General features: G+C 71.4%; 23 protein-coding genes and 1 pseudogene. 9 read left to right on the forward strand and 15 right to left on the reverse strand.

Features of this window, described 5'->3' with window-relative positions; all coding sequences use genetic code 11:
• Positions 1 to 21: 21 nt before the first annotated feature.
• Positions 22 to 561, forward strand: a complete 540-nt coding sequence (locus OG494_RS13555; protein WP_328455521.1) for a YciI family protein — start codon at positions 22 to 24, stop codon at positions 559 to 561.
• Positions 562 to 566: 5 nt separating this feature from the next.
• Here the strand turns inward: OG494_RS13555 and OG494_RS13560 are convergent, their stop codons facing one another.
• Positions 567 to 1,340, reverse strand: a complete 774-nt coding sequence (locus OG494_RS13560) for an alpha/beta fold hydrolase (protein ID WP_328455523.1) — start codon at positions 1,338 to 1,340, stop codon at positions 567 to 569.
• 67 nt (positions 1,341 to 1,407) lie between these two features.
• Between OG494_RS13560 and OG494_RS13565 the strand changes: the two genes are divergently transcribed.
• Both OG494_RS13565 and OG494_RS13570 read left to right on the forward strand, forming a co-directional pair.
• Positions 1,408 to 4,530, forward strand: a complete 3,123-nt coding sequence (locus OG494_RS13565) for a GH92 family glycosyl hydrolase (RefSeq protein WP_328455525.1) — start codon at positions 1,408 to 1,410, stop codon at positions 4,528 to 4,530.
• Complete coding sequence (locus OG494_RS13570) at positions 4,527 to 6,614, forward strand: FUSC family protein (RefSeq protein WP_328455527.1); 2,088 nt, start codon at positions 4,527 to 4,529, stop codon at positions 6,612 to 6,614. Before OG494_RS13565 ends, OG494_RS13570 begins: the two co-directional genes overlap by 4 nt.
• 51 nt (positions 6,615 to 6,665) lie before the next feature.
• Here the strand turns inward: OG494_RS13570 and OG494_RS13575 are convergent, their stop codons facing one another.
• The 3 genes and pseudogenes from OG494_RS13575 to OG494_RS13585 form a co-directional block, all read right to left on the reverse strand.
• A complete protein-coding gene (locus tag OG494_RS13575) occupies positions 6,666 to 7,295 on the reverse strand; it encodes a DUF4360 domain-containing protein (RefSeq protein ID WP_328455530.1) in 630 nt (209 codons plus the stop codon).
• Between the two features lie 242 nt (positions 7,296 to 7,537).
• Positions 7,538 to 8,381 (reverse strand): annotated as a pseudogene (locus OG494_RS13580) (TIGR03560 family F420-dependent LLM class oxidoreductase).
• Positions 8,382 to 8,496: 115 nt separating this feature from the next.
• A complete protein-coding gene (locus tag OG494_RS13585; protein WP_328455532.1) occupies positions 8,497 to 8,898 on the reverse strand; it encodes a nuclear transport factor 2 family protein in 402 nt (133 codons plus the stop codon).
• Between the two features lie 104 nt (positions 8,899 to 9,002).
• On the opposite strand from OG494_RS13585, the gene OG494_RS13590 reads away from it, so the two are divergent.
• Entirely contained in the window at positions 9,003 to 9,443 is a 441-nt protein-coding gene (locus OG494_RS13590; protein ID WP_328455534.1) for a MarR family winged helix-turn-helix transcriptional regulator, read from the forward strand.
• A 99-nt stretch (positions 9,444 to 9,542) separates the two neighbouring features.
• The gene (locus OG494_RS13595; RefSeq protein ID WP_328455536.1) at positions 9,543 to 10,523 is read left to right on the forward strand and encodes a malate dehydrogenase; all 981 of its coding nucleotides are present in this window, start codon (positions 9,543 to 9,545) and stop codon (positions 10,521 to 10,523) included.
• A 57-nt stretch (positions 10,524 to 10,580) separates the two neighbouring features.
• On the opposite strand, the gene OG494_RS13600 is transcribed toward OG494_RS13595, so the two are convergent.
• On the reverse strand, positions 10,581 to 11,444 hold the full coding sequence (locus OG494_RS13600) for a Vgb family protein (RefSeq protein WP_328455538.1): 864 nt from the start codon (positions 11,442 to 11,444) through the stop codon (positions 10,581 to 10,583).
• 121 nt (positions 11,445 to 11,565) lie between these two features.
• Here OG494_RS13600 and OG494_RS13605 point away from each other — a divergent pair, with 121 nt between their 5' ends.
• On the forward strand, positions 11,566 to 12,135 hold the full coding sequence (locus OG494_RS13605; RefSeq protein WP_442874479.1) for a ClpP family protease: 570 nt from the start codon (positions 11,566 to 11,568) through the stop codon (positions 12,133 to 12,135).
• Positions 12,136 to 12,266: 131 nt separating this feature from the next.
• Here OG494_RS13605 and OG494_RS13610 read toward each other — a convergent pair whose 3' ends face one another.
• The 4 genes from OG494_RS13610 to OG494_RS13625 form a co-directional block, all read right to left on the reverse strand.
• Entirely contained in the window at positions 12,267 to 14,321 is a 2,055-nt protein-coding gene (locus OG494_RS13610) for a M3 family metallopeptidase (protein ID WP_328455542.1), read from the reverse strand.
• Between the two features lie 93 nt (positions 14,322 to 14,414).
• Positions 14,415 to 15,134, reverse strand: coding sequence for a histidine phosphatase family protein (locus tag OG494_RS13615; protein ID WP_328455544.1), 720 nt, complete (start codon positions 15,132 to 15,134; stop codon positions 14,415 to 14,417).
• Positions 15,135 to 15,427: 293 nt separating this feature from the next.
• Positions 15,428 to 16,270: an undecaprenyl-diphosphate phosphatase gene (locus tag OG494_RS13620; RefSeq protein WP_328455546.1), complete on the reverse strand. Its 843-nt coding sequence runs from the start codon at positions 16,268 to 16,270 to the stop codon at positions 15,428 to 15,430.
• Between the two features lies 1 nt (position 16,271).
• A complete protein-coding gene (locus tag OG494_RS13625) occupies positions 16,272 to 17,309 on the reverse strand; it encodes an LLM class F420-dependent oxidoreductase (protein ID WP_328455548.1) in 1,038 nt (345 codons plus the stop codon).
• Between the two features lie 87 nt (positions 17,310 to 17,396).
• Here OG494_RS13625 and OG494_RS13630 point away from each other — a divergent pair, with 87 nt between their 5' ends.
• The 3 genes from OG494_RS13630 (at position 17,397) to OG494_RS13640 (ending at position 19,712) form a co-directional block, all read left to right on the forward strand.
• A complete protein-coding gene (locus OG494_RS13630) occupies positions 17,397 to 18,365 on the forward strand; it encodes an aldo/keto reductase (RefSeq protein ID WP_328455550.1) in 969 nt (322 codons plus the stop codon).
• Between the two features lie 118 nt (positions 18,366 to 18,483).
• Entirely contained in the window at positions 18,484 to 19,491 is a 1,008-nt protein-coding gene (locus OG494_RS13635) for a YncE family protein (protein WP_328455552.1), read from the forward strand.
• The gene (locus OG494_RS13640; protein WP_328455554.1) at positions 19,488 to 19,712 is read left to right on the forward strand and encodes a DUF5703 family protein; all 225 of its coding nucleotides are present in this window, start codon (positions 19,488 to 19,490) and stop codon (positions 19,710 to 19,712) included. Before OG494_RS13635 ends, OG494_RS13640 begins: the two co-directional genes overlap by 4 nt.
• A 110-nt stretch (positions 19,713 to 19,822) precedes the next feature.
• On the opposite strand, the gene OG494_RS13645 is transcribed toward OG494_RS13640, so the two are convergent.
• The 6 genes from OG494_RS13645 to OG494_RS13670 are packed head-to-tail and all read right to left on the reverse strand — an operon-like array spanning position 19,823 to position 24,260.
• The gene (locus OG494_RS13645; RefSeq protein WP_328455556.1) at positions 19,823 to 20,320 is read right to left on the reverse strand and encodes a DUF2975 domain-containing protein; all 498 of its coding nucleotides are present in this window, start codon (positions 20,318 to 20,320) and stop codon (positions 19,823 to 19,825) included.
• Positions 20,321 to 20,351: 31 nt separating this feature from the next.
• Positions 20,352 to 21,098, reverse strand: a complete 747-nt coding sequence (locus OG494_RS13650; protein WP_328455558.1) for an SRPBCC family protein — start codon at positions 21,096 to 21,098, stop codon at positions 20,352 to 20,354.
• A gap of 1 nt (position 21,099) precedes the next feature.
• Positions 21,100 to 21,687: an ArsR/SmtB family transcription factor gene (locus OG494_RS13655; RefSeq protein ID WP_328455560.1), complete on the reverse strand. Its 588-nt coding sequence runs from the start codon at positions 21,685 to 21,687 to the stop codon at positions 21,100 to 21,102.
• A 31-nt stretch (positions 21,688 to 21,718) separates the two neighbouring features.
• Complete coding sequence (locus tag OG494_RS13660; RefSeq protein WP_328455562.1) at positions 21,719 to 22,612, reverse strand: alpha/beta fold hydrolase; 894 nt, start codon at positions 22,610 to 22,612, stop codon at positions 21,719 to 21,721.
• Positions 22,612 to 23,934, reverse strand: coding sequence for a M20/M25/M40 family metallo-hydrolase (locus tag OG494_RS13665; protein ID WP_328458936.1), 1,323 nt, complete (start codon positions 23,932 to 23,934; stop codon positions 22,612 to 22,614). The genes OG494_RS13660 and OG494_RS13665 overlap by 1 nt, the downstream gene beginning before the upstream one ends.
• Positions 23,935 to 23,945: 11 nt before the next feature.
• Positions 23,946 to 24,260, reverse strand: a complete 315-nt coding sequence (locus OG494_RS13670; RefSeq protein WP_328455564.1) for an FCD domain-containing protein — start codon at positions 24,258 to 24,260, stop codon at positions 23,946 to 23,948.
• Positions 24,261 to 24,444: the final 184 nt, after the last annotated feature.

Consider the following 24,444-nt stretch of genomic DNA (forward strand, 5'->3'; position numbering starts at 1 on the left):
ACGGCTTTCGGAGGGGGCGAGATGGAGTTCTTCTGCTACCACCGGGACCGGCCCGGGTCCGCGGGGCTGCGCCAGGAGCTGCGGGAGGCGCACTGGTCCTACATGGACCGGTTCCCGATGATCGCCCGCGGCCCGACACTCGACGGCGACACGCCCACCGGCAGCGTCCACGTCCTCGACCTGCCGGACCCCGCGGCGGCCCGCGCGTTCGCCTTCGACGAGCCGGGGTACCAGGCCGGGGCGTACCGGGACGTCCTGCTGCGCCGCTGGCGCAACACGCTGGGCCGCACGATGGGGGACTTCCCGGGCGGCCGCGCCGGCGGGCACCGGTACCTGGTCCTGGGCCTCGGCTCCGGGGCGCCGGCCGACCTCGACGTCCCGCCGGGACGCGACGAGCTGATCGCGTACGGGCCGCTGCTGTCCGACGACGGCGAGGCGTGGCTGGGGACGGCGGTCCTGCTGCGGGCCCCGGACCCGGACGCCGCGCGCGCCGTCCTCACCGCCGAGCGGTACGCGGCGATCGAAGTCCACACCTGGCAGTCCGGCGGCCGCCCGGCCTGAGCAGGTCAGACCCGGCGCAGGCCGGCGAGTTCCTTGGCGAGCGCGTCGGCGAACGGGCCCGGCTCGGCCACGAAGCCGAGGTGGTCGCCGGGGAACTCGACGTACCGGCAGGCCAGGTGCTCGGCCTGCGCCCGCGCGGCCCGCGCGTGACAGGTGTCGAGGCTGCCGGCGCCCCCGGCGGTGACCACCGGGATGCCGGTGCGGCGGACCGCGTCCAGGTCCGGGGCGTACAACGCGATCGGCAGGAACTCCCGGCGCAGGAAGTAGTCGGCGGCCGCCGGTTCGGCGAAGGTGCCGGGGGACGCGCCGAACAGGTCCAGGGCCGGGGACAAGCCCCGCTGGTCGTAGGTGGCCCGGACCTTCCGGGCGAACGCCAGCCGCTGCGGGGCGTCGGGCAGCAGCGGCACGCTCGGGGCTTCGTGCACGACCAGCTCGGTGACGACGTCGGGCAGGTGCGCGGCCAGTTCGAACGCGATCGAGCCGCCGCCGCCCTGGCCGAACACCGCCGCGCGGGCGGTGGCGGGGCGGGCCGAGCGGATGACCGCGGCCGCGTCGCGGGCCTGCTGCGCCATGTCGAAGTCGGCGTCACGGCCCGTGCTGCGCCCGGTGCGCCGCCGGTCGTAGGTCAAGACGGTGTAGTCGTCCGACAGGTGCTCCGCGAGGCCGGTGTAGCGGGCGGCGTCACCGCCGAGCCCGGCGATCAGGAGCAGCAGCGGACCCGCGCCGCGGAGGTCGTAGGTGAGTTCGGCGCCCTCGTGCCGGACGGTGTGCGTGCTCACTCGCCCCTCCCCCCGCGTCGAGTCTGCCGGGCCACACGCTACGCCGTTCGGCCGATACGGTGGGCACATGTCCGACGCCGTGTTCTTCTCTTCGTTCGAAACCGGTGACCCTCAGCCGGCGGACCCCGCGCTGACGGTCGACCGCGGGCCGGACCGCTCCCCCACGGCCAAGACCGGCGTCGGCTTCACCGGGGCCCAGGCCCTGCGCTACACCGCGCGCCCCCGGAGCGTCCTGTTCGAACTCGACGCGCCCGTCACCGGCCGCACCGAGCTGTCCTATGTGGTCTTCCCGCGGTCGGACGGGAAGATCCCGGCCTACCACGCGACCCACGTCAGCCTCGACGTCGAGTTCGCCGACGGCACCACGGCCGGGTTCACCCCCGTGGACGACAAGACGCTCTGGGTGGACCAGTGGAACCCCGTCCGCCGCCCGCTGGGCGCCTTCACCGGGCGCCGGATCGCCCGGATCGTGCTGCGGACCGCGTCCCCCGAAGGCGAGATCACCGGCTGGGTCGACGACGTCCGCGTCGCCGAACGCGCCGACGCGCCGCGCGAGCCAGCCGACCTCGTCCGCACCACCCGCGGCACCCACTCCAGCGGCGACTACTCCCGCGGCAACAACTTCCCCGCCACGGCCGTGCCGCACGGGTTCAACTTCTGGACCCCGGTGACCGACGCCGGTGTCACCAACTGGATCTACTCCTACCACCGCCACAACGACGAGCAGAACCGCCCGGCGCTGCAGGCGCTGGCCCTGAGCCACCAGCCGAGCCCGTGGATGGGCGACCGGCACACCTTCCACATCATGGCGGGCACCGGCCCGGTCGAGCCCGACCGCCGCAAGCGCGCGCTCGCCTTCTCCCACGACGACGAGACCGACTCACCGCACCACTACGGCGTCCGCTTCGCCAACGGCATGACCGCCGACCTCGCGCCGGCCGACCACGCGGCGATCCTGAAGTTCACCTTCCCCGACAAGCACGGCTGGCTGCTGTTCGACAACGTCGGCCACCGCGGCGGCCTCCGCCTGAACGCCGACACCGGCGTCGTCACCGGCCACACCTGGGTCCGCAGCCGCCTCTCGGCCGGCGCGCGCCGCATGTTCGTGTACGCGCAGACCGACGCCCCGGCCACCCGCGGCGCCAAGTACCACCGGCCCTGGCGGCGCGTCTCGGGCTACTTCGAGTTCGACGGGCCCGAGGTGACGCTGCGGATCGCGACGTCCCTGATCAGCCTCGCCCAGGCCAAGCGCAACCTCGAACTGGAGATCCCCGCCGGGACGACGTTCGAGCAGGTCCGGGCGCAGGCCCGCGAGCTGTGGCAGGAGCAGCTGGGCCGGATCGAGGTCGAAGGCGCCACCGACGACCAGCGCACCACGCTCTACTCGAACCTCTACCGGCTGTTCCTCTACCCGAACCGCGCGCACGAGAACACGCCGAAGGGGATCCGGCACGCGAGCCCGGTCATCCGCCGCCGGTGGCCGAGCACCCGCAGGCGCACCGGCGCGAAGGTCGTGGACGGCGAGATGTTCGTCAACAACGGCTTCTGGGACACCTACCGCACCACCTGGCCCGCCTACGCGCTGCTGACCCCGGCCCACTGCGGCCGGATGATCGACGGGTTCGTCCAGCAGTACCGCGAAGGCGGCTGGATCTCCCGCTGGTCCTCCCCCGGCTACGCCGACCTGATGACCGGCACCAGCTCCGACGTCGCGTTCGCCGACGCCTACCTCAAGGGCGTCAAGAACTTCGACGTCGAGGCCGCTTACGACGCCGCGCTGAAGAACGCCACCGTCACCCCGCCACACCGCTCGGTCGGCCGCAAGGGCCTCGACCGGTCGATCTTCCTCGGCTACACCCCGACGTCCGTCCACGAAGGACTCTCCTGGGCGCTGGAAGGCTGCATCAACGACTTCGGCCTCGCCAACCTCTCCGACGCACTCGCCCGGGAAAGCGACGGGCCGCGCGCCCGGATGTACGCCGACTACGCCGCCTACTTCCGCGAGCGCGCCAAGCACTACGTCCACCACTTCGACCCGAAGATCGGCTTCTTCCAGGGCCGCAACCGCGACGGCAGCCGCAAGTTCGCCCCCGAGGGCTACGACCCCGCCGCGTGGGGCGGCGACTTCGTCGAGACCAACGCCTGGAACACCGCCTTCACCGCCCCGCACGACGGCCCCGGCCTCGCCGCGCTGCACGGCGGCAACGCCGGCCTCGAAGCGAAGCTCGACACCTTCTTCGCGACACCGGAGACCGGCCAGCGCCCCGGTGCGTACGGCGGTCTCATCCACGAGATGACCGAGGCCCGCGACGTCCGGATGGGCCAGTACGGCCACTCCAACCAGCCCTCGCACCACATCCCCTACATCTACAACCACGCCGGCGCGCCCGCGAAGACCCAGCGCGTCGTGCGGGAGGTGCTGCGCCGGCTCTACCTCGGCAGCGAGCTCGGCCAGGGCTACCCCGGCGACGAGGACAACGGCGAGATGTCGGCCTGGTACGTCTTCAGCGCGCTGGGCTTCTACCCGCTGCAGATGGGCAGCCCGCGCTACGCGATCGGCTCACCGCTGTTCGAAAAGGCGACCGTGCACCTAGGCGACGGGAAGAAGCTCGTCGTCCACGCGCCCGGCAACACCGACGAGACGGTCTACGTCCGCGGCCTCACCGTCGACGGCGAACCGCACGACACCACCACGATCTCGCACGCCACCCTCGCCGGCGGCGCCGAACTCGTCTTCGACCTCACCACCGAACCGGCGGCCTGGGGCGCCCCGCCACCGGAGGCCGGACACCCGGAGCCGAGCACCGACCTCACGGGGACCGCGACCGCCTCCGACGGCACCGGCGTCGACGCGCTGTTCGACGACACCACCGGCACCCAGGTCACCTTCCGCGGCGCCACCGCCGCCGTCGAGTTCACCGTCACCGGCGACCCCCGCGAAGTCACGATGTACACCCTCACCTCCGGCACTCGCGGCGGCGACCCCAGCGCCTGGACCCTCGAAGGCTCCGACGACGGCGTCGACTGGACCACCCTGGACGAACGCACCGGCGAGCTGTTCCGCTGGCGCCGCCAGACCCGCCCGTTCGTCCTCGCCACCCCGGCCGCGCACCCGCGCTACCGGCTGCGGATCACCGCCGCCCACGGCCGCCGGGCCACCCTCGCCCAGTGGGAGCTGCTCGCCCGATGAACCACCTCCGCACCGCCGCGCTCGACCGGTTCGCGGCGGCCGACCCCGGCCTGGTCCGGCTGCGCCTGGCCGGCTCCGCGGTCCTCGGCATCATCCTGGCCGTCGGCGCATTGCTGCCCGTCCACCTGCCGCTCACGGTGATGCTGGTGGGCGCGATCGCCGCGATGATGACGGCGTTCACGGTCAACGACGCCACCCCCGGCGGCCAAGCCGGCACCCTGGCCCTCGCGTTCCTCACCGGCGCCGCGTCGATCACCGTCGCCAGCCTCGGCGCGGTCCTGCCGCCGCTCGACACCGTCGTCTTCGTCCTGCTGATCTTCGTCGCGGTCTACGCCCAGCGCTTCGGCCCGCGCGGCACCGCGCTCGGCTCCATCGGGTTCTTCCTGTTCTTCTTCCCGATGTTCCTGCAGACCCACCTCAAGCAGGTACCGCAGCTCCTGCTGGCCTTGACCGTCGGGATCCTGGCCAACGCGCTCGTCCGGTTCGTCCTGCTGCGACGCAACCCCGAAGCCGAGTTCCTCCGGGTCCGGCGGGCCTTCCGCGCCCGCCTCGCCGCCGTCGTCCGCGCCGCCGAGGCCCACCTCGCCGTGGGCGGCAGCGAACGCACCCGCAAGCAGCTGCGCCGGTCGATCAACCGCCTCCACGAATGCGTCCTGCTCATCGAGGACGCCGCCCCCGACGTCGTCGACGCCCGTGCCGCCGACCGGCTGCGCCGCCGCGCCATCGAGGTCGAGCTGGCCGTCCAGTGGCTCGTCAGCACCGTCCAGCGCACCTGTTCCGACGAACTGACCGCCGGGACCCGCGACGACCTCATCGCCCGGCTCGCCCGCTTCCGCGCCCTGATGGAACGCGACCCGCGCGAACTGCCGCTGATCAGCCAGACCGGCGAGTACAGCCGGATGCTGGTCGAGGGCAGCCGCATCGACGAGCACGCCGCCCCCGGCGACGGCGTCCGCAAGGCACTGGCCGAACTGGCGCTGGCCGACGACCGCGCCCAGCGCGCCGCCGACCCGGAGACCTCGACCGACCCGCTCGACGCCGAAGAGGACGACGACGAGCCGACCCGCAGGTTCGCCTACGACAACCAGACCCGCAGCGCCATCCAGGCCGTCGTCGGCGGCGGCCTGGCCGTGCTCGGCGGTGAGCTCGTCTCCCACCAGCGCTGGTACTGGGCCGTGCTCACGGTGTTCGTCGTCTTCATCGGCGCCTCCAGCGCCGGCGCGACCTTCGTCAAGGGTGTGCGCCGCCTCGGCGGCACCGTGATCGGCATCTTCGGCGGCGTCCTGCTCGCCCTGCTGGTCGCCGGCAGCACCCCGGCCACGCTCGCCCTGATCCTCGTCTGCGTGTTCGGGATGGTCTACACCGCGCGCGTGTCGCAGGTGGTGATGGCGTTCTTCATCACCAGCATGCTCGGCCTGCTCTACAGCCTGCTCGGCACGTTCAGCATCGAGGTGCTCTGGATCCGCGTCGCCGAGACCGCCGTCGGCGCCACCGCCGGCATCCTCGCCGCGGTCGTCATCGTCCCGGTCCGCACCCGCTCGGTCATGCTCGACAACATCACCGAAGTCCTCGACGAGCTCACCGAGTTCCTCGAACACGCCTCGGGCCTGCTCGCCGGCGAGGAGAACGTCAACATCATCGAGCTCTCCCGCGACCTCGACCGCGCCGTCGAGCAGGTCCGCACCACCATCGAACCCCTCACCCACCCGGTCAACCTGCGCAGCGCCCGCCGCGACTACGGCTGGCACGTCCTCACCACCCTGGAGACCATCGCCTTCCGCGCCCGCCACGTCGCCGCGCGCGCCCAGCCCGGCCAGCTCGCCGGCGGCGACGTCGACCGGCTCCGGCTGTTCACCGGCCGGCTGCTGGCCAACATCGACGTCCTGCGCAAGGCCCTCGACTCCCCGGGTGGCGCCACCCCCGGCACGCTCGTGCGCGACGACGGCACCCCGGTCTCCGACCGTGTCGAGCAGGCCGAGACCCGCGCCGTCCTCTCCAGCCTCAGCCACCTCGACGAAGGCCTCGTCTCCCTCGGCCGCGTCTTCCACGTCGAGGCCACCGATCCCCGCGTCCCGGCGAAATGACGGCCGGGGTGGCGCGGTCCCCGACGACCGCGCCACCCCGCTCGTCCCGCGTTACGGGCAGACCAGCCACGCGAAGTGGTACGTCGTGGTGATGCTGCCGTCGGTCGAGTCCATCGTCACGTAGCTGGTCGTCTTCTTCGGATCCGACGTCCCGGCCGCCGCACGCAATTCCGTGTTGATGTTCAAATTACGTTCCTCACCGCACGGCTTGAACACGATCGCACCGACCTCGGTCGAATCCGTGAAATGCCAATCATCCTCGAACGGACCCGTCAGCGGATGCTGGATGTAAGCCGTCGGGGAATTCCCCTGAAAATAGTAGTTCGCGCGTTCCAGGCCGGTCGCGCCGCGTTCCAGGTGCGTGAATCCGCGGTAGTCGGCCTGCGCGATTCCGTAGGTGAACCCCTGCGGCACGTGCACCCGCAGGCCGATCTGACAGTTCTTCCTCGCGTCCAGCGGCCCGGCGCCGACACCCACCAACGCCGTGTAGGCGCTGTAGGTCACGGTGAACGCCGTGTTGTCCTGCGAGACCGCCACCGCGGACGTGCCGATCGGGCAGCCCGTGCCGTTGGCGTTCACGACGTCGATGACGATTTTGTCGGGCGGCGGAGGATTGTTCCAGGAATGGGGCGATACCACGGAGGACAACGCCATCACGGCAGCAACGACCGCAGAAAGCATCAGATTCCTTCCCAATACATTCCGATTGGGGATGGGGGCGTCGACCATGGTAGCGAAAGGATCATGGATCGAAACCCCGCTGAACGGAGTAACGCGCCGTAGTCGCCCGGGTACACCTGAATGGCGCACGTTCCGCCGCCGACCGAACCTATTTAATACCCGGCGAACGAAAACGTATCAGGAAAACGATTTCGCGCCGGTGGATCACCGTTCCGCGGAACGATCACCCCCACGACGTCCGGTCAGTCCAGTAAGGCCGCGGCCCGCCCGAGCGTCCCGACCCCCGCCACCGACCACGGGCCGGCCGAGATGACGACCGCGTGCTCGATGCCCCACGCACCGAATTCCGTGCACCGGTGCGCGAACGACGCCGCGGACTCGCCGGGCGAGAGCCGTGTGCTGATGGTCTTCTCGATCTCCCCGTACGGCCGCCCGACGTCGTCACAGTGGCGCGCCAGGACGGCCAGCTTGTGCCGGACCGTGCGACCGCCGTCCGGGACGTCGAAGACGTTGCACGCGTCGGCGTACCGCGCGACCAGCCGGAGCGTCTTCCGCTCCCCCGCGCCGCCGATCAGCACCTTCGGACGCCGCGCCGGCCGCGGGTTCCCGATCGGGTGCTCCAGCCGGTAGTGCGCACCCTCGAACGGCGACTCGTCCCCGTCCCACATCCGGAACGCCAGCCGGAGGGTCTCCTCCAGCCGCTCGAACCGTTCCCCCGCCGGCGGGAAAGGCAGGCCCATCGCCCGCGCCTCGCCGTCGTGGTGCCCGGCGCCGATCCCGAACCGCGCCCGACAGCACGTCCAGCGTGGACACCGCCTTGATCAGCAGCGCGGGCGGGCGGAACGTCACCGCCGACACCATCGTCCCCAGGCCGACCCGGCTGGTCCGCGCGGCCAGGAACCCCAAGGTCGTGTACGCCTCGAGCATCGCCGCATCTGCGGTGCTGCGCGGATCGGCCTGCAGCAGGTGATCCGCCACCCACACCGTGTCCAGGCCGGCGTCCTCCGCGGCCACGGTCACCTCCGCAAGCTCCCCGGCGAGCTTGTCCGGCCACGAAAAGTCCGTGATCCCGATGCTGAACCGCATGACTTCTCCCCTCAGGCCCGCGTGAGCAGGTCGGTTGCGCCCGTCCGGGTCGGCGAAGCAGACGCCCCGGCCGGGAACCGCGCCCACACGATGGTGTGGTTCAGCTCCACGCTCATCACGCCGCTCCCGGCGTGAACGGCAACGGGCCGCCGATCGCGCTGAGGTGGATCCCGGCCAGCCGCCACTCGCCGCCCTCGCGGACCAGGACGTGCGTGGCGCGGAACGTCCCGTCCGCGGGGGTGCCCTTGAAGGACGCGGTCTGCTCGTGGACGCCGATCGCGATCGCGGTGTCCCCGAACTCCCGCACCTCGACCTCACGCCAGTCGAGCGTCTTCGTGACCAGGTCGCCGGTGCCGTACCGCGCCAGCCACTGCGGCCGCTCCAGCACGAACCCGACCGGCCCGACCAGCCGGAACCCCTCGGTCACCAACGCGCCCAGCGCGTCGGCGTCCCCACGCACCTCGGCGTCCGCCCACCGGCGCCCCACGGCCTTGACCTGCTCTTCGACGCTGCTCATGATCCCGCTCCCACTGGACAGTGACTGGACGGGACAAACGTTAGAAGTCTAACCGTTCGATGTCAAACGCTTAGACTTCTCGCCCTCTGCGATACGGTCACCCCGTGCCACCACCCACCACCGCCCCCATCGGCGTCGTCCTCGCCCGCACCGCCAAAACCGCCAGCCGCGCCTTCGACCACGCCCTCACCGCCGCCGGCAGCTCCCAGCCCATCTGGCAGATCCTCATCTCCCTCAAAACCCGGCCCGTCGCCAACCAGCGCGAACTCGCCGACGCCGTCGGCATCCAAGGCGCCACCCTCACCCACCACCTCAACGGCATGGAAACCACCGGCCTCGTCACCCGCCGCCGCGACCCCGACAACCGCCGCATCCACGTCGTCGAACTCACCGAGCACGGCGAACAGCTCTTCCACCAGCTCGCCACCGCCGCCATCGCCCACGACAAAAAACTCCGCACCGGCTTCACCGACGACGAAATCACCCTCCTCGCAAGCCTCCTCCAGCGCCTCGCCGCCAACGTCACCGACGAACCCGCACAGTGAATCGATCCAGCGAGAGTGACTGGACGCACCCGGACGGCGACCACGGAGAGGGATAGGCTCCAACCACTAGCCAAAGTCGTCTCAAGCTGGAGTACCGCAATGACCCAAGCCCCTGTCAACGTGACCGTCACCGGCGCCGCCGGCCAGATCGGCTACGCGCTGCTCTTCCGCATCGCGTCCGGTCAGCTCCTCGGCCAGGACGTCCCGGTGAAGCTGCGGCTCCTCGAGATCCCGCAGGCGGTCAAGGCGGCCGAGGGCACCGCCATGGAGCTCGACGACGGCGCCTTCCCGCTCCTGGCCGGCATCGACATCTTCGACGACCCCAAGCAGGCCTTCGAAGGCACCAACATCGCCCTCCTCGTCGGCGCCCGCCCCCGCAGCAAGGGCATGGAACGCGGCGACCTCCTCGAGGCCAACGGCGGCATCTTCAAGCCCCAGGGCGAAGCCATCAACGCCGGCGCCGCCTCCGACATCAAGGTCCTCGTCGTCGGCAACCCCGCCAACACCAACGCCCTCATCGCCCAGTCGCACGCCCCCGACGTGCCGGCCGACCGCTTCACCGCGATGACCCGCCTCGACCACAACCGCGCACTCGCCCAGCTCTCCAAGAAGCTCGGCGTCTCCGTCACCGACATCAAGAAGCTCGCCATCTGGGGCAACCACTCCGCCACCCAGTACCCCTCGGTCCAGCACGCCGAGGTCAACGGCAAGACCGTCGACCTCGACCAGGCCTGGCTCGAAAGCGACTTCATCCCCACCGTCGCCAAGCGCGGCGCGGCGATCATCGAAGCCCGCGGCCTCTCCTCGGCCGCCTCGGCCGCGTCCGCCGCCATCGACCACGTCTACACCTGGGTCAACGGCACCAACGACGGCGACTGGACCTCCGCCGCCGTCGTCTCCGACGGCTCCTACGGCGTCCCCGAGGGCATCATCTCGTCCTTCCCGGTCACCGCCGAGAACGGCCAGTACCAGATCGTCCAGGGCCTCGAGATCGACGACTTCTCCCGCGCCCGCATCGACGCCTCCGTCGCGGAGCTCGTCGAAGAGCGCGACACCGTGCAGAAGCTCGGCCTCATCTGAGCCGCGTCACCGCAGCGAAGGGGCCGCTGTCCGATGTGGACGGCGGCCCCTTCCGCGTCAGAAAGAGATCCGCGCCAGCTTCCCGATCTCCAGCGCCGTCCACAGTGCACCGTCCGGCCCCACCGCGATCCCGTGCGGCTCCGACCCCGGCGTCGGCAGCTCCACCTCGGTGATCACACCGTCCACCGTGATCCGCCCGATCCGGTTACCACCCCACACCGTGAACCAGCAGGCCCCGTCCGGGCCCGCCACGATCGCGTGCGGCCGCGACCCGCGGTCCGGCAACGGGAACTCGGCAACCGTCCCGCCGATGTCGATCCGCCCGATCTGACCCTCCCCGATCTCCACGAACCACAACGCGCCGTCCGGCCCGGCCGTGATACCCACCGGCGCCGCGGCCTCCGTCGGCAACGGGTACACCGAAACCGCACCGGACGTCGTGATCCGGCCGACGGCGTTCGCCTGGTTCAAGGTGAACCACAACGCCCCGTCGGAACCCGGGACGATCATGGAGGGGAACGCACCCGAAACCGGCAGCGGAAACTCCGTCACCACCCCGTCCACGGTGATCCGGCCGACCCGATCGGCGTTGATCTCGGTGAACCACAACGCCCCGTCCGGCCCCGCCGTGATGCCGTACGGCGTCGGCACCGCGAACGACGACACCGCACCCTCGGTCGTGACCCGCCCGATCCGGTTCCCCTGGTACTCCGTGAACCACAACGCGCCGTCCGGCCCCGGCGTGATCACCGTCGGCCCGGTCGTCGCCGGGGCCAGCTGGAACGTCGTCACCTCACCGGCAGCGCTCAGCCGGCCGATCTGTCCGCTGTGGACCAGCGTGAACCACAACGCCCCATCGGACCCGGTCACGATCCCGTACGGCCCCTTGCCCGGCACCGCGAACTCTTCGATCGACACCATCGCGCACCCCCATCCCCGGTGATCGCCCGGAGCGAAACTTCCACGCCCACAGCGAACGACGATCACCGTCACACCCCCAGCACCCTACGGTCGGGCCATGACCCTTCTCGCCGTACCCGACATGCAGACACCCGGCCAGACCTTCACCGACTCCGTCAACGAGCAGCTCCTGCGCGACCGCATCGTCTTCCTCGGCACCGAAGTCACCGACGAAGTCGCCAACCGGATCGTCGCCCAGCTGCTCCTGCTCGCCGCCGACGACCCGGACAAGGACATCACCTTCTACATCAACTCACCCGGCGGCTCCGTCACCGCCGGCATGGCCATCTACGACACCATGCAGCTCGTCAAACCGGACGTCTCGACCTGGGGCCTCGGCTTCGTCGCGTCCATGGGCCAGTTCCTGCTGTCCTCCGGCACCCCCGGGAAGCGCTACCTGCTGCCCAACACGCGGATCGTGATGCACCAGCCCTCGGCCGGCATCAGCGGCGCCGCCACCGACATCGCCATCCAGGCCGAGGTGTTCGGGAAGATGAAGCGCCGCATGGCCGAACTCACCGCGCAGCAGACCGGGCAGAGCGTCGACCACATCACCGCCGACGCCGACCGGGACCGCTGGTTCGACGCGGACGAAGCCCTCGCCTACGGATTCATCGACCACATCGTCGTCCGCGAACAGGCGACGGCCTGATCCCCTCGCTCTTTGCCGGTCTTGAGAGCTGAATCCGTCGACGGATTTTCGAAGAAAGCCCCGGCGTATAGGGCGTTATACACTTGAAGGTGCTGCTGGACCCGGTGGTGGTCCGGGTCCAGCAGGGTTGGTCAGACGCCGTTGATGCCGCGGCGGGTGAGGAGGGGCTCGATCTCGGGGTCGCGGCCGCGGAAGGCGCGGAAGGCGTCCATCGGGTCGACGCTGCCCCCCTTCCCCAGCAGGGTGCGGCGGAAGTGGTCGCCGTTGTCGCGGGTCAGGCCGCCGCTCTCCCGGAACCACTGGACGGTGTCGGCGTCGAGGACTTCGCTCCAGATGTAGGAGTAGTACCCGGCGCTGTAGCCGCCGCTGAAGACGTGGGCGAAGTACGTGGTGCGGTAGCGCGGGGGGACGCTTTCGAGAGCGACGCCGGCTTTCACGAGGGCGTCGGTCTCGAACCGCTGCACCTCGGCCACGTGGTCGTCGACGCCGAGGCCGTGCCAGGCCTGGTCGAGCAGGGACGCCGCCAGGTATTCGGTGGTGGAGAAGCCTTCGCCGTATTGCTGGGCGGCGAGGAGCTTCTCGACCTGCTCGGCGGGCAGCGGCTCGCCGGTGACGTGGTGCTTGGCGTAGTGGGCCAGGACCTCCGGCCACAGCATCCACATCTCGTTGACCTGGGACGGGTACTCGACGAAGTCGCGCGGCACGTTGGTGCCGGAGAACGTCGGGTAGCGCACGGCCGAGAGCAGCGCGTGGAGCGCGTGGCCGAACTCGTGGAACGCGGTGACGACCTCGTCGAAGGTCAGCAGGGTGGGCTCCCCCGCCGGCGGCTTGTTGACGTTGAGCACGTTCACCACGACCGTGCGGTCGCCGAGCAGGTCGGACTGGTCGACGAAGGTGTTCATCCAGGCGCCGCCGCGTTTGGCGTCGCGGGTGTAGAGGTCGAGCAGGTACAGCCCGAGCGCGGTGCCGTCGGTGTCGAAGACCTCGAAAGTCCGGACCTCCGGGTGGTAGACGGGCAGGTCGTGGCGCTCGGCGAAGGTCAGGCCGTACAGCTTGCTCGCGGCGTAGAAGACGCCGTCGAGGTACACCCGGTCGGCCTCGAAGTACGGGCGCAGGCCCTCGGTGTCGACGTCGAAGCGCTCGCGGCGGACCTGGGCGGCGTAGTACGGCCAGTCCGACGGCCGCAGCTTCGCGCCCGGGACGTCGGCCTCCAGCAGTGCCTGCAGTTCCGCGGCTTCGGTGCGGGCGTTGGCGACGGCGGCCGGGGCCAGCCGCTCGAGGAGCCCGGCGGCGGCTTCGGCGGTCTTCGCCGTTTCGTCCGCGATGATGTACGAGGCGTGGTCCGGGTAGCCCAGCAGTGTGGCGCGTTCGGCGCGCAGGTGCGCGATCTCGGCGACGACGGCGTTGTTGTCCTGGTCGTTGCCGCGGTTGCCCCGTGCCATCGACGCGGTGTGGATCCGCTCGCGCACGTCACGGTCGCTGAGCGTCTCGAGCGGCGAGGCCTGGCTGGTCGGCAGGGTCAGGTTGATGACGTACTTGCCGGCTTCGCCGCGGGCGGTCGCCGCTTCGGCGGCGGTGGCGATCGCGCCGTCGCCGAACCCGGCCAGTTCGGCGCGGTCGTCGATGACGACGGCCAGCTCGTTGGTGTCCTTGAGCAGGTTCTGCTGGAACTTGGTCTGCAGCGTCGAGAGCTGCCCGTTGAGCTCGCGCAGGCGGGCCTGTTCGGCGTCGCCGAGCCCGGCGCCGGCGCGGCTGAAGTCGGTGTGCCGGCGTTCCAGCAGCCGCAGCGACTCCTCGTCCAGCCCCAGCTCTTCGCGCTGTCCGTGAAGCGCGTCGATGCGGGCGAACAGCCGCGGGTTGAGGTGGAGCGCGTCGTGGTGGGCGGCCAGCTTCGGCGCGAACTCCGCCTGGATCGCCTGGATCTCGTCGGTGCTGTTGGAGCCGGCCAGGTTGTAGAACACGCTCGCCACGCGGCCGAGCAGCTCGCCCGCGCGTTCGAGGGCCACGATGGTGTTCTCGAACGTCGGCTCGGCGTCCTGCGCGGCGATCTGCTCGATCTCCGCGGCGTGCTCGGCCAGGCCCGCCTCGAACGCGGGCCGGTAGTGCTCGTCGGAGATCCGGTCGAAGGGCGGCAGGGCGTAGGGCAGCTCGCTGGGTGCGGCGAACGGATTGTCCGGCGAAATCATCGGGGCAGGCTCCTGGTCGGGGAAAACACTCGGTCCCGCCACCCTACGGGCTCCCCCGGTGACGATGTCAGCGCTTTCCGTAGGTGGCCCCGGTCACCTGCCGGTGGTACCGCCGACCACCGCGTCGCTGCTCGCGGCGTCCTTCGCGGCCTTTTTGCCCCGTTTCGCGGGCTTCGGCTCCGGCGGCACGATGCCGCCGAGGTCATTGCTGTGGTCGTTGACCCGCAGGACGAACGGCCGGGTCTCGGTGTACCGCACGACGGAGATCGACGAGGGGTCGACGACGATCCGCTGGAAGGCGTCGAGGTGCTGGCCGAGGGCGTCGGCGATGATCGACTTGATCACGTCGCCGTGGCTGCACAGCAGCCACACGGCGTGGTCGCCGTGCTCGGCGGCGATCCGCCGGTCGTGCGCGCGGACGGCGGCGACCGAGCGGGCCTGCATCTGCGCGAGCCCCTCCCCGCCCGGGAACACCGCGGCGGACGCGTGTGCCTGCACGACGCGCCAGAGCGGTTCCTTGGCCAGGTGCTTGAGCTCCTTGCCGGTCCAGTCGCCGTAGTCCACTTCGGACAGTCCGGCCTCGACGGTCTTCCCGATCCCCCGCGCCGCCAGCAGCGGCGCGACGGTCTGCTTGCACCGCAGCATCGGCGAGACGACCACGCCGGCCAGCGGGACGCCGTCGAGGCGTTCGACGAGCTTCTCCGCCTGGGCCCGGCCCGTGTCGTCGAGATTCACCTTCGGGGACCGCCCGGCCAGGATGCCGGATCCGTTGGCCGTCGACTTGCCGTGCCTGACCAGAATGACCGTACTCACAGGACCCACCCTACGTTGCCGCCGATCACCCGCCCGGCCGCTGGGCGGCAACGCGGGGTGACCCGCGACGATCAGCCGCCGACTGGCCCTGCGGCGACGGCTCTCCAGTCACCAGGATTACCGGCGTGTTGGCGGTTCCGGGCCGTGAGTCGGCCATCGCGGAGCCACGACTCCGCCCCTGCAACGGCCAACACACTGCCCGGAACGGCCAACACGCGTGTGGACTGTGGCGTGTCGGCCGTTCGGGCGAAGCCGGGGCGGCCGGGGCGGCAACGCGGGGTGACCCGCGTCGATCAGCCGCCGACCGGGCCCGCGTTCGGGTCGAGGGCGCCGGTGAAGATGAGCACGAACAGCAGCACGCCCAGGACCAGGCGGTAGATCACGAACGGCACGAAGCTGCGCTTCTTGATGTAGGCCATCAGCCAGGCGATCACCGCGTACCCCACGCCGAAGGCGACCAGAGTGGCCAGGATCGTCGGGCCCCACTGGGCCGGCACGCCGCCCGAGCCGATGTCCTTGAGCTTGTACACCCCCGAGCCGAACACCGCCGGCAGCGCCAGCAGGAACGAGTACTCCGCCGCTTCGGCGCGGGTGTAGCCCATCAGCAGGCCCGCGCTGGTCGTGCCACCCGAACGGGACACACCGGGGATCAGCGCCAGCGCCTGGGCGAACCCGAACCCGAGGCCGTGCGGCACCGTCAGGTCGTCCAGGCCGCGCTCCTGCTTCCCGATCCGGTCGGCGACCAGCAGGATCAGGCCGAACACGATGAGCACGGTCGCGGTGATCCGCAGGTCGCGGAACGCGCTGTCGATGGCGTCCTGCAGCAGCAGGCCGAGCACCACGATCGGCAGTGAGCCGACGATGATCAGCCAGCCCAGCCGGGCGTCCGGGTCCTGCCGCCAGTCCGGTTTGTACAGCGAGAAGAACCAGGCCTGCAGGATCTTCCCGATCTTCTTGCCGAAGTAGAGGATCACCGCGAGCTCGGTGCCGATCTGGGTGACGGCGGTGAACGCCGCGCCCGGGTCGTCCCAGCCCACGAGCGCCGCGACGATCCGCAGGTGCGCGCTCGAGGAGATCGGCAGGAACTCCGTCAGCCCCTGGACCAGGCCCAGGACAAGCGACTCGAACCATCCCACGTCAGGCCACCCCCGCCAGGTCCAGGGCCTCGACGGCCGTGGTCAGCGCGGCTGCCGGGTCGGGGCTGAACGGCGACACCGACAGGGTCGTCACGCCGGCTTCGGCGAATTGGGTCATCTTCTCCGCGATCCGTTCCTTGGGTCCCAGCAGCGACGTCGCGTCGAGGAACTCCAGCGGCACCGCCGCCATCGCCCCCGCCCGGTCGCGGGCCAGGTACTTCTCCTGCACTTCGGCGGCTTCGGCTGCGAAGCCCATCCGGCAGGCCAGCTGGTTGTAGAAGTTCTTCTCCCGGCTGCCCATGCCGCCGAGGTAGAGCGCCGCGTACCCGCGGACGGCGTCCGCGCAGGCCCGCCAGTCGTCGCCGACGACCAGGGGCACGGTCGGGACGACGTCGAAGCCGTCCATCGACCGCCCGGCCGCGTCGGCGCCGGCCCGGATCTGCGCGAGCTGCTCACCCGCGTGGGCGGGCGAGAAGAACACCGGCAGCCAGCCGTCGGCGAGCTCGCCGGTCAGCGCCAGGTTCTTCGGCCCGATCGCGGCCAGGTACAGCGGGATGTGCTTGCGCGCCGGACGGACGGTCAGCCGCAGCGCCTTGCCGGGGCCGTCCGGCAGCGGGAGCGTGAAGTGCTCCCCCGCGTACTCCAGCCGCTCGCGCCGCAGCGCCTTGCGCACGATCCCGGCGTACTCGCGGGTGCGGCCCAGCGGCGACGCGAACCGCACGCCGTGCCAGCCCTCGGACACCTGCGGGCCGGAGACGCCGAGGCCGAGCCGGAACCGGCCGCCCGACAGCGTGTCGAGCGTCGCGGCCGTCATCGCGGTCATCGCCGGGGTCCGGGCCGGGATCTGCAGCACCGCGGCGCCGACGTCGATCCGCGACGTCTGCGCCGCGATCCACGAGAGCACCGTCACCGCGTCCGAGCCGTAGGCCTCCGCCGCCCACACGACGGCGTAGCCCAGTTCGTCCGCTTGTTTCGCCAGGGCCAGGTTCGCGGGGTCGTTCCCCGCTCCCCAGTAGCCGAGATTCAGTCCGAGTCGCACGGGGCCAGACCCTAACGGGGGCCCTTGTGGGCGACACGACTCACCTTGGTCAGGTCGAAGCGGGGCGGCCCACTAGGCTCGGCGGTCGTGGAAAAGCGACAGCTGGGCCGCTCGGGACTGCGCGTCTCGCGGATGGCGCTCGGCACCATGACCTGGGGTGGCGACACCGACGCGGAGGAAGCGGCGAGCCAGCTGGTCGCCTTCGTCGACGCCGGGGGCACCCTGGTGGACACCGCCGACATCTACGGCGAGGGCGAAGCCGAACGGGTGCTCGGCTCACTTCTGGGTGATCTCGTCCCGCGCGACGACGTCGTCCTCGCGACGAAGGCGGTCGCCCGGCGCACCGACGGCCCGTTCGGCGGCGGCGCCTCCCGCGGCGCGCTGCTCTCGGCCCTCGACGGCTCGCTGAAGCGCCTCGGCACCGATCACGTCGACCTCTGGCAGCTGCACGCGTGGGACACCACCGTGCCGGTCGCCGAGACCCTCGCCGCGCTCGAGTACGCCGTCAACAGCGGCAAAGCCCGCTACGTCGGCGTCTCCAACTACTCCGGCTGGCAGCTGGCGACGGCCGCCGCCGGCGCCGCCGCGGTCGCGCCGCTCGTCTCCACCCAGGTCGAGTACTCCCTGCTGGAACGCGGCGTGGACCGCGAGGTCGTGCCCGCCGCCGAGCACCACGGCATCGGCCTGCTGCCCTGGGCACCACTCGGGCGCGGGGTGCTGACCGGCAAGTACCGCACCGGCACCCCGGCTGACTCCCGCGGCGCCTCCAGCGTGTTCGCCGGGTACGTCGAGCACCACCGCACCGACCGGGCCGCCCGGATCGTGCAGGCGGTCGCCACCGCCGCCGACGGGCTCGGGACGTCCCCGCTCGCCGTCGCCCTGGCCTGGGTCCGCGACCGGCCCGGCGTGGTCGCCCCGGTCGTCGGCGCCCGCGACACCGGCCAGCTCACGGGCTCGCTGACGGCGGAGGCGATCACCCTCCCGCCCGCCATCCGGTCGGCGCTCGACGACGTCAGCGCGATCGACGTCGGCTACCCGGAACGCTGGCCCCGATGATCGACACCGTGATCGACACCACGGCAGGTGTCTGTTGGGTGACATGCACGTGACGGCAGAACGATCGTGGAGGATGCTGGTGAGCACCACCCGCCGAGGAAAAACCGGAGGCCCCAACGTGCGTCGGCTCACCGCCGCGTCGCGGATCGCGATCCCGCTCGCCGGTGTCCTGGTGCTCTCGGGCTGCTCCTCGGCCAAGTCGGACAGCGACGACCTGCAGATCGTCGCGAACCCGGTGGCGGCCACCGCCGCCGTCTCCCCCGCGGTCACCGTGAAGCCCGCCGGTCAGGTCCTGCCGGGCGCGGCCGTCTCGGCCGTGGCCGTCTCGGGGTCGACGCTGGTCGTGGCTCTCGCTCAGCAGCCGTCTTTGCAGCTTTACGACCTGAACGCGCTCGCGTCCCCGCCGGTGAATATGGCGTTATACGGCACAGCCTCGCGGTTGACCGTGGCGCCGGGGCGGGTGGAGATCGCGGAGCCGGCTCAGGGTGTGGTGCAGCAGCTGTCCTTGCCGGACCGGAAGCTCTCGGAGACGAAGACGGGCGGGCAGCCGACGTCGAGCATCGCCTACGGCGCCGACCGGCTGGTCTCGATGGGGGCGGCGAAGGACATCCAGGTGCTGCCGGCGAGCGGTCCGGCGCGGACGATCGGCGGGCAGCTCTACAGCGCCGACGACGTCCTGGCCGCCGGGGACGGCGTGGTGGTGCTGGACCGGCTTCGCACGGCGGTGTTCTCCGTGGACGTCGCCGGCGGGAAGATCAACGAAGGCCTGCGGGCCGGTGACGGCGCCGCGAACGCCGTCGCGGACTCCTACGGCCGGATCCTGGTGACCGACGCGCGGGCGGGCGCGCTGATCGCCTTCTCGGCGTCGCCGCTGATCATGCGGCAGCGCTACCCGGTGCCGGGTGGCGCGTACGGGATCGCCTACGACGCGAAGCGGAGCCTGGCCTGGGTGACGCTGACGGAGCGCAACGAAGTGGTCGGGTTCGACGTCCGCGGCGGCGAACCAGTCGAGAAGTTCCGGTTCCCCACCATCCGCCAGCCGGACTCGGTGGGGGTCGACGACCAGAGCGGCCGGGTGATCATCGGCTCCGCCGCCGGAGAAGGGACCCAGGTGATCCAGCCATGACGACGGTCAGCGAGGCGGTGGTCGAAGGGGATTGGGAGTACCGCCGTCTGCACCTTCCCCCGGGCGTGTCCCGGCGTGCGGCGGCGATCCAGCTCTCCATCCACGCGGAGTTCGCGGGCTGGGAACTGCGGAACGTCCGGCTCTACGCCGACGGCACCCGCAGGGTCTGGCTGCGCCGCAAGAAGACGGCGGAATCCCTGCCCGGCGGCCTGCCCACCTGACCGCCCCCGGGTGGACGCACCCGGTACCCGAGCATTTCCCCCGGTCCGTGAAGGCCTCCTTGAGGGACTCAGAGTCCCTCAAGGAGGCCTTCACGGACTTGCGGGCGGCTTCAGACCACGCCGTCCAGTTCCGTGCGCAGGCCGATCGCCTTGACCAGCAGGTGCCGGCCGGCGAAGAGGAGCAGCACCGCCGCCGTCCCCACCGCCACCGCGGCGGCCGTGCCGAGCCAGAGGCCGATGACGTCCATTCCGTCCGCGGGCGACGGGATGTCGGCGAGGGTCACGTAGGCGAAGACGCCGGCGGTGACCACCGTCGCGGCCGCGGTCGCGCCGACCACGACGTTCGCCCCGGTGAGGGCCGACGGCTGGAAGACCGTGCCGCGGCTCGCCCGGCGCAGCAGCAGGCCGAGGCCGAGCAGCGCGGCCTGGCCGCAGGCCACGAACAGGATCGCGGCCGTCACCAGTGGCACCCGGTGCGGCGCGAGCGGCGGGAACAGCTCGACCTGGTCCGCCGCGGCCGTGGGGATCACCACGACCTGGGCGTACAGGCCCGCAAGGAACGCGCAGGCGACGACGGCGTGCAAGGCGGCGACGAGTAGACGAGGCATGTATCGATATTCGATGCCTACCACTCGATTGTCAATCGAACACGCGGGCCAGCCAGCTGCTCCAGGCCTTTTCTTCGGCTGCGGCGTCCGCGCCGGGCGTGAAGACGTGATGGGCCGCGACCATCGGACCGTGGAAGCCCCGGATGAACCGGATCATGGCGTCGGGCACGCGGATGCCGACGGCCTGGTCGTTCACCGCGTAGACGACACCCTCGACCGGCTCCCGGCCCTCCGGCTCCAGCCGCACCCGGTCGCCGGTCGCGGGCCGCGCGGACAGCCCCAGCGCCGCGCCCAGCGTCGCCCAGGCCGTGTCCCAGTCCCCCACCGGCGGGCCGAACGCGGTGATCGGCACCGCCGCGCGGCCGGTGAAGTGCGTGACGTATTCGACCAGCGTGCGGAAGAACAGCGCGCCGCCCGTGGTCATCGCCTCGAACTCGGCCTCCCAGTCGTCGCCGGGCAGGAAGCCGCTCGTGACGCACCGGATCACCGAGCTGCCGCCTTCGCGGCCCTCGATGAGGAACTCGTAGGCGATGCGACGGCCGTCCGGCGCGGCGTCGGTGCCGTAGACCAGCCGCTCGAGCGGCTCCCATTCGCGGATCCCGAATTCCGGCCGGTAACCGCCGAAGGCGCCGCGGATCACGCCGCCCGTGCCGCCCTCGACCTCGTTGCGGCCCATGAACCACGAGTCGATGCCCGGGCCGGTGGCGATGGCCTCCCACAGCTCTTCCGGTGTCGCGTCGACCTCGGCGGCGTCGGTCAGCTCGAATTCGTGCCCCACGTCAGGATCCTTCCGGGACGCTCGGATGGACGGCGACGATCACCCGGTGCTTGCGGCCCTTTGCGGCCGTCTCGTCGTGGTACTTCCCCACCAGCGTGGTGACGGCCGTCGCCAGCTCCTCGGCGAACGCGGCCCGGTCGGCCGGCGACGCGAACCGCACCTCGCCGTCGAGCGCGAAGGTGGCCACACGCTGGTTCGCCTTGGCCGCGCCGGTGATGAGCAGGCCGACGTCGCGCACCAGCCGTCCGGCCACCGCGAGCAGCCAGCGGGCCGAGAGCCGGTCCGGCGACCGGGCCGGGTCGGGCTGCACCGCGCCCAGCGCCGCCGGCGAGATGACGTACGACGACGCCGTCGCCCGCATCATCCGCTCGGTGACGTTGCCCTTCCGCCGCTCCTCGACCAGCTCCACCAGGCCGTGCGCTTCCAGCGCACGCAGGTGGTAGTTGACCTTCTGGCGCGGCAGGTCCACCCGGCCGGCCAGCATCGTCGCGGACGCGGGTTCCGCCAGCTCGGCCAGGAGCCGGGCCCGGATGGGGTCCAGCGACACCTCGGCCGCCGCCGGGTCTTCGATCACCGCCACGGAGAACATGCGCCCAGGATGCTACCGAACAGAGAAGTTGTCAAGAATCCTGGTCTTGTCGGTAGCTCGCGTTCACCAGGGCGACCACCCGGGGCAGCACCTGCGGCGCGGCCTCCAACGGCACGACGTGCCCGACGCCGGGCAGCACCACGGCCGTCCCCTCCTCCAGGCCACCCACCCACTGCTCGACGTCGCCGGCCCGGACGATGCGGTCCCGCTCCCCCACGATCGCCGTCACCGGCACGCCGCTGACCTGCGCCAACGCCGCGTCGCGGGCGTAGGCGTCCAGCGCCGGGCGGAAGAGCGAGACGGTGTGCGGCCAGTTGCCGCGGATCATCTGCACGGTCAGTTCGACCAGGTCCGGCTCGGGATCGTCGCCGAAGAGCCACCACCGCAGCCCCGCGCTCACCGCCCGGCTCGTGTGCTCGTGCACCACCCCGAACAGCTTCGAGCCGAGCACCGCTTCGAGGTCGCGCGCCAGCTTGCCCAGCGCGTTCGGCCAGGTCGCCGAGACCTCCGTCGCCAGCTTGCCCGACGACGTCGCGAGCAGCGCCAGCCCGGACACCCGGGCGCGGAACAGCGCCGGGTGCCGCTGGGACAGCGACATGATCGCCAGCCCGCCCATGTCGTGCCCGACCAGGACCACCCGCCCGGCCGGGACTTCGCGCTCCAGCAGCTCGGCGAGGTCGTCGCCGAGCTGGGACATCGTCGCCGTCCGGCGTCGCGCCCGCCCCGAGCCGCCGTGGCCGCGCTGGTCGTAGGTCAGCACGGCCACCGGGCCCTCCGCCGCGTCCGGCACGAGCGGCGCGATCCGGCTCCAGCTGCGCTGGTCGAGCGCGTAGCCGTGGACGAACACCACCGTGACCGGCGCGGCCGGGTCGCCCCTGCGGACGATCTGCAGGGGCGTGCCGTCGGCGAGCGCGAACCGCGTCATCAGGACGTGCGCAGGAACCGGTCCAGCACGCGGGTGCCGAACTTGAGCGCCTCGACCGGGACGCGCTCGTCGACGCCGTGGAACAGCGCCGAGAAGTCGAGGTCCGCGGGCAGCTTGAGCGGCGCGAAGCCGAAGTTGCGGATGCCGAGGTCCTGGAAGGACTTCGCGTCGGTGCCGCCGGAAAGCATGTACGGCAACGTCTTCGCGCCGGGGTCCTCGGCCAGCACGGCGGCGGTCATCGCGTCCACGAGCGCGCCGTCGAAGGTCGTCTCGACCGGCGGCAGCTCCATCCACTCCTTCTCGATGTCCGGGCCGAGCAGCTCGTCGAGCTCCCGGTCGAACGCCTCCAGCCGCCCCGGCAGGATCCGGCAGTCCACCGACGCCTCGGCGACCGACGGGATGACGTTCGACTTGTAGCCGGCGGTCAGCATCGTCGGGTTCGCGGTGTCGCGCAGGGTCGCGCCGATCATCCGGGAGATGTTGCCCAGCTTGGCGACCGAGCCCTCGATGTCGTCCTCCGGGAAGTCCCAGCCGGTGATCTCGGTGACGCCGGCGAGGAACTCCTTCACCGAATCGGTGAGCACCAGCGGGAAGCGGTGGTTGCCGAGCTTCGCGACGGCTTCGGCCAGCTTCGTCACGGCGTTGTCGCGGTGGATCATCGAGCCGTGCCCGGCGGTGCCGCGCACGCGCAGCTTCATCCAGCGGATGCCCTTCTCCGCCGTCTCGATCAGGTACGCCCGGACGTCGTCCTTCAGCGTGATCGAGAAGCCGCCGACCTCGCTGATCGCCTCGGTGACGCCTTCGAACAGCTCCGGCCGGTTCTCTACCAGCCACTGCGCGCCGAACTTGCCGCCCGCCTCCTCGTCGGCGAGGAAGGCGAAGACCAGGTCGCGCGGCGGGACGATGTTGTTCATCTTGTAGTGCCGGGCCAGTGCGAGCGCCATCCCGCACATGTCCTTCATGTCGACCGCGCCGCGGCCCCAGACGTAGTCGTCCTGGATCGCACCGGAGAAGGGATGGACCGACCACTCGGACGGGTCGGCGGGCACGACGTCGAGGTGGCCGTGGATCAGCAGCCCGCCCCGCGACCGATCGGCGCCTTCGAGCCGCACGATCACGTTGTGCCGGTTCTTGCCCCCCGACTCGACGTAGGTGATCTCGTAGCCGGCGTCGGTCAGCTTCTCCGCGACGTACTCGGCCGCCACCCGCTCGCCGACCAGCGTGTCGGGGTCGCCGGTGTTGGTGGTGTCGATGCGGAGGAGCTCGCTGGTCAGCGTGACGGCCTCGGCCGCGGCGGCTTCGATCAGGTTCGGTTCGGTCAGGTCAGGTTCGGTCACCGGCCATTCCTATCATTCGCCGGGGCCGGTACGCCGTATGTGGGATCAACCGCGGTCGAGACCACTTCGGACACCGGGCGCAGGTGCTGGTCGAGGACGCCCAGCGCCACCTCGGTGTCGTGGCGGTCGATCGCCGCGACCAGGGCACGGTGCTCGGCGCCGATCACCGGCAGCCGCCCGGGACGGGCGTGCAGGGCACGCACCGCGACACGCTGCCGGCGGGAGCGGAGTGTGTCGTACGACTCCGTCGGCACCGTGTTCCCCGCCGCGTTGACGATCGCGCGGTGGAAGGCGCGGTCGGGACCGGACACGGCGAACCGGTCCCGGCCTTCCCAGCCCGGTCCATGTCCTCGATCAGAGCGGCGCGGCTGCCTGGAATCCGACGTGGTCAACTCGCCCGGGTACCGCCACGCCGAACTGGCGGCGGGCGGCGCGACCGGCTCTACGACCGGATCCGCCGCCGGTGCTCGCGACGGCGGGGAGTCGGGCGGGGAG

The sequence above is a fragment of the Amycolatopsis sp. NBC_00438 genome, assembly GCF_036026695.1.
Lineage (GTDB): Bacteria > Actinomycetota > Actinomycetes > Mycobacteriales > Pseudonocardiaceae > Amycolatopsis.

Bases quoted from the DNA above. Each gene is read 5' to 3' on its own strand.
- OG494_RS13555 (WP_328455521.1), top strand. From the start codon at position 22: ATGGAGTTCTTCTGCTACCACCGGGACCGGCCCGGGTCCGCGGGGCTG.
- OG494_RS13565 (WP_328455525.1), top strand. From the start codon at position 1,408: ATGTCCGACGCCGTGTTCTTCTCTTCGTTCGAAACCGGTGACCCTCAG.
- OG494_RS13570 (WP_328455527.1), top strand. From the start codon at position 4,527: ATGAACCACCTCCGCACCGCCGCGCTCGACCGGTTCGCGGCGGCCGAC.
- OG494_RS13575 (WP_328455530.1), bottom strand. From the start codon at position 7,295: ATGCTTTCTGCGGTCGTTGCTGCCGTGATGGCGTTGTCCTCCGTGGTA.
- OG494_RS13585 (WP_328455532.1), bottom strand. From the start codon at position 8,898: ATGAGCAGCGTCGAAGAGCAGGTCAAGGCCGTGGGGCGCCGGTGGGCG.
- OG494_RS13595 (WP_328455536.1), top strand. From the start codon at position 9,543: ATGACCCAAGCCCCTGTCAACGTGACCGTCACCGGCGCCGCCGGCCAG.
- OG494_RS13600 (WP_328455538.1), bottom strand. From the start codon at position 11,444: ATGGTGTCGATCGAAGAGTTCGCGGTGCCGGGCAAGGGGCCGTACGGG.
- OG494_RS13605 (WP_442874479.1), top strand. From the start codon at position 11,566: ATGCAGACACCCGGCCAGACCTTCACCGACTCCGTCAACGAGCAGCTC.
- OG494_RS13610 (WP_328455542.1), bottom strand. From the start codon at position 14,321: ATGATTTCGCCGGACAATCCGTTCGCCGCACCCAGCGAGCTGCCCTAC.
- OG494_RS13640 (WP_328455554.1), top strand. From the start codon at position 19,488: ATGACGACGGTCAGCGAGGCGGTGGTCGAAGGGGATTGGGAGTACCGC.
- OG494_RS13645 (WP_328455556.1), bottom strand. From the start codon at position 20,320: ATGCCTCGTCTACTCGTCGCCGCCTTGCACGCCGTCGTCGCCTGCGCG.
- OG494_RS13655 (WP_328455560.1), bottom strand. From the start codon at position 21,687: ATGTTCTCCGTGGCGGTGATCGAAGACCCGGCGGCGGCCGAGGTGTCG.
- OG494_RS13660 (WP_328455562.1), bottom strand. From the start codon at position 22,612: ATGACGCGGTTCGCGCTCGCCGACGGCACGCCCCTGCAGATCGTCCGC.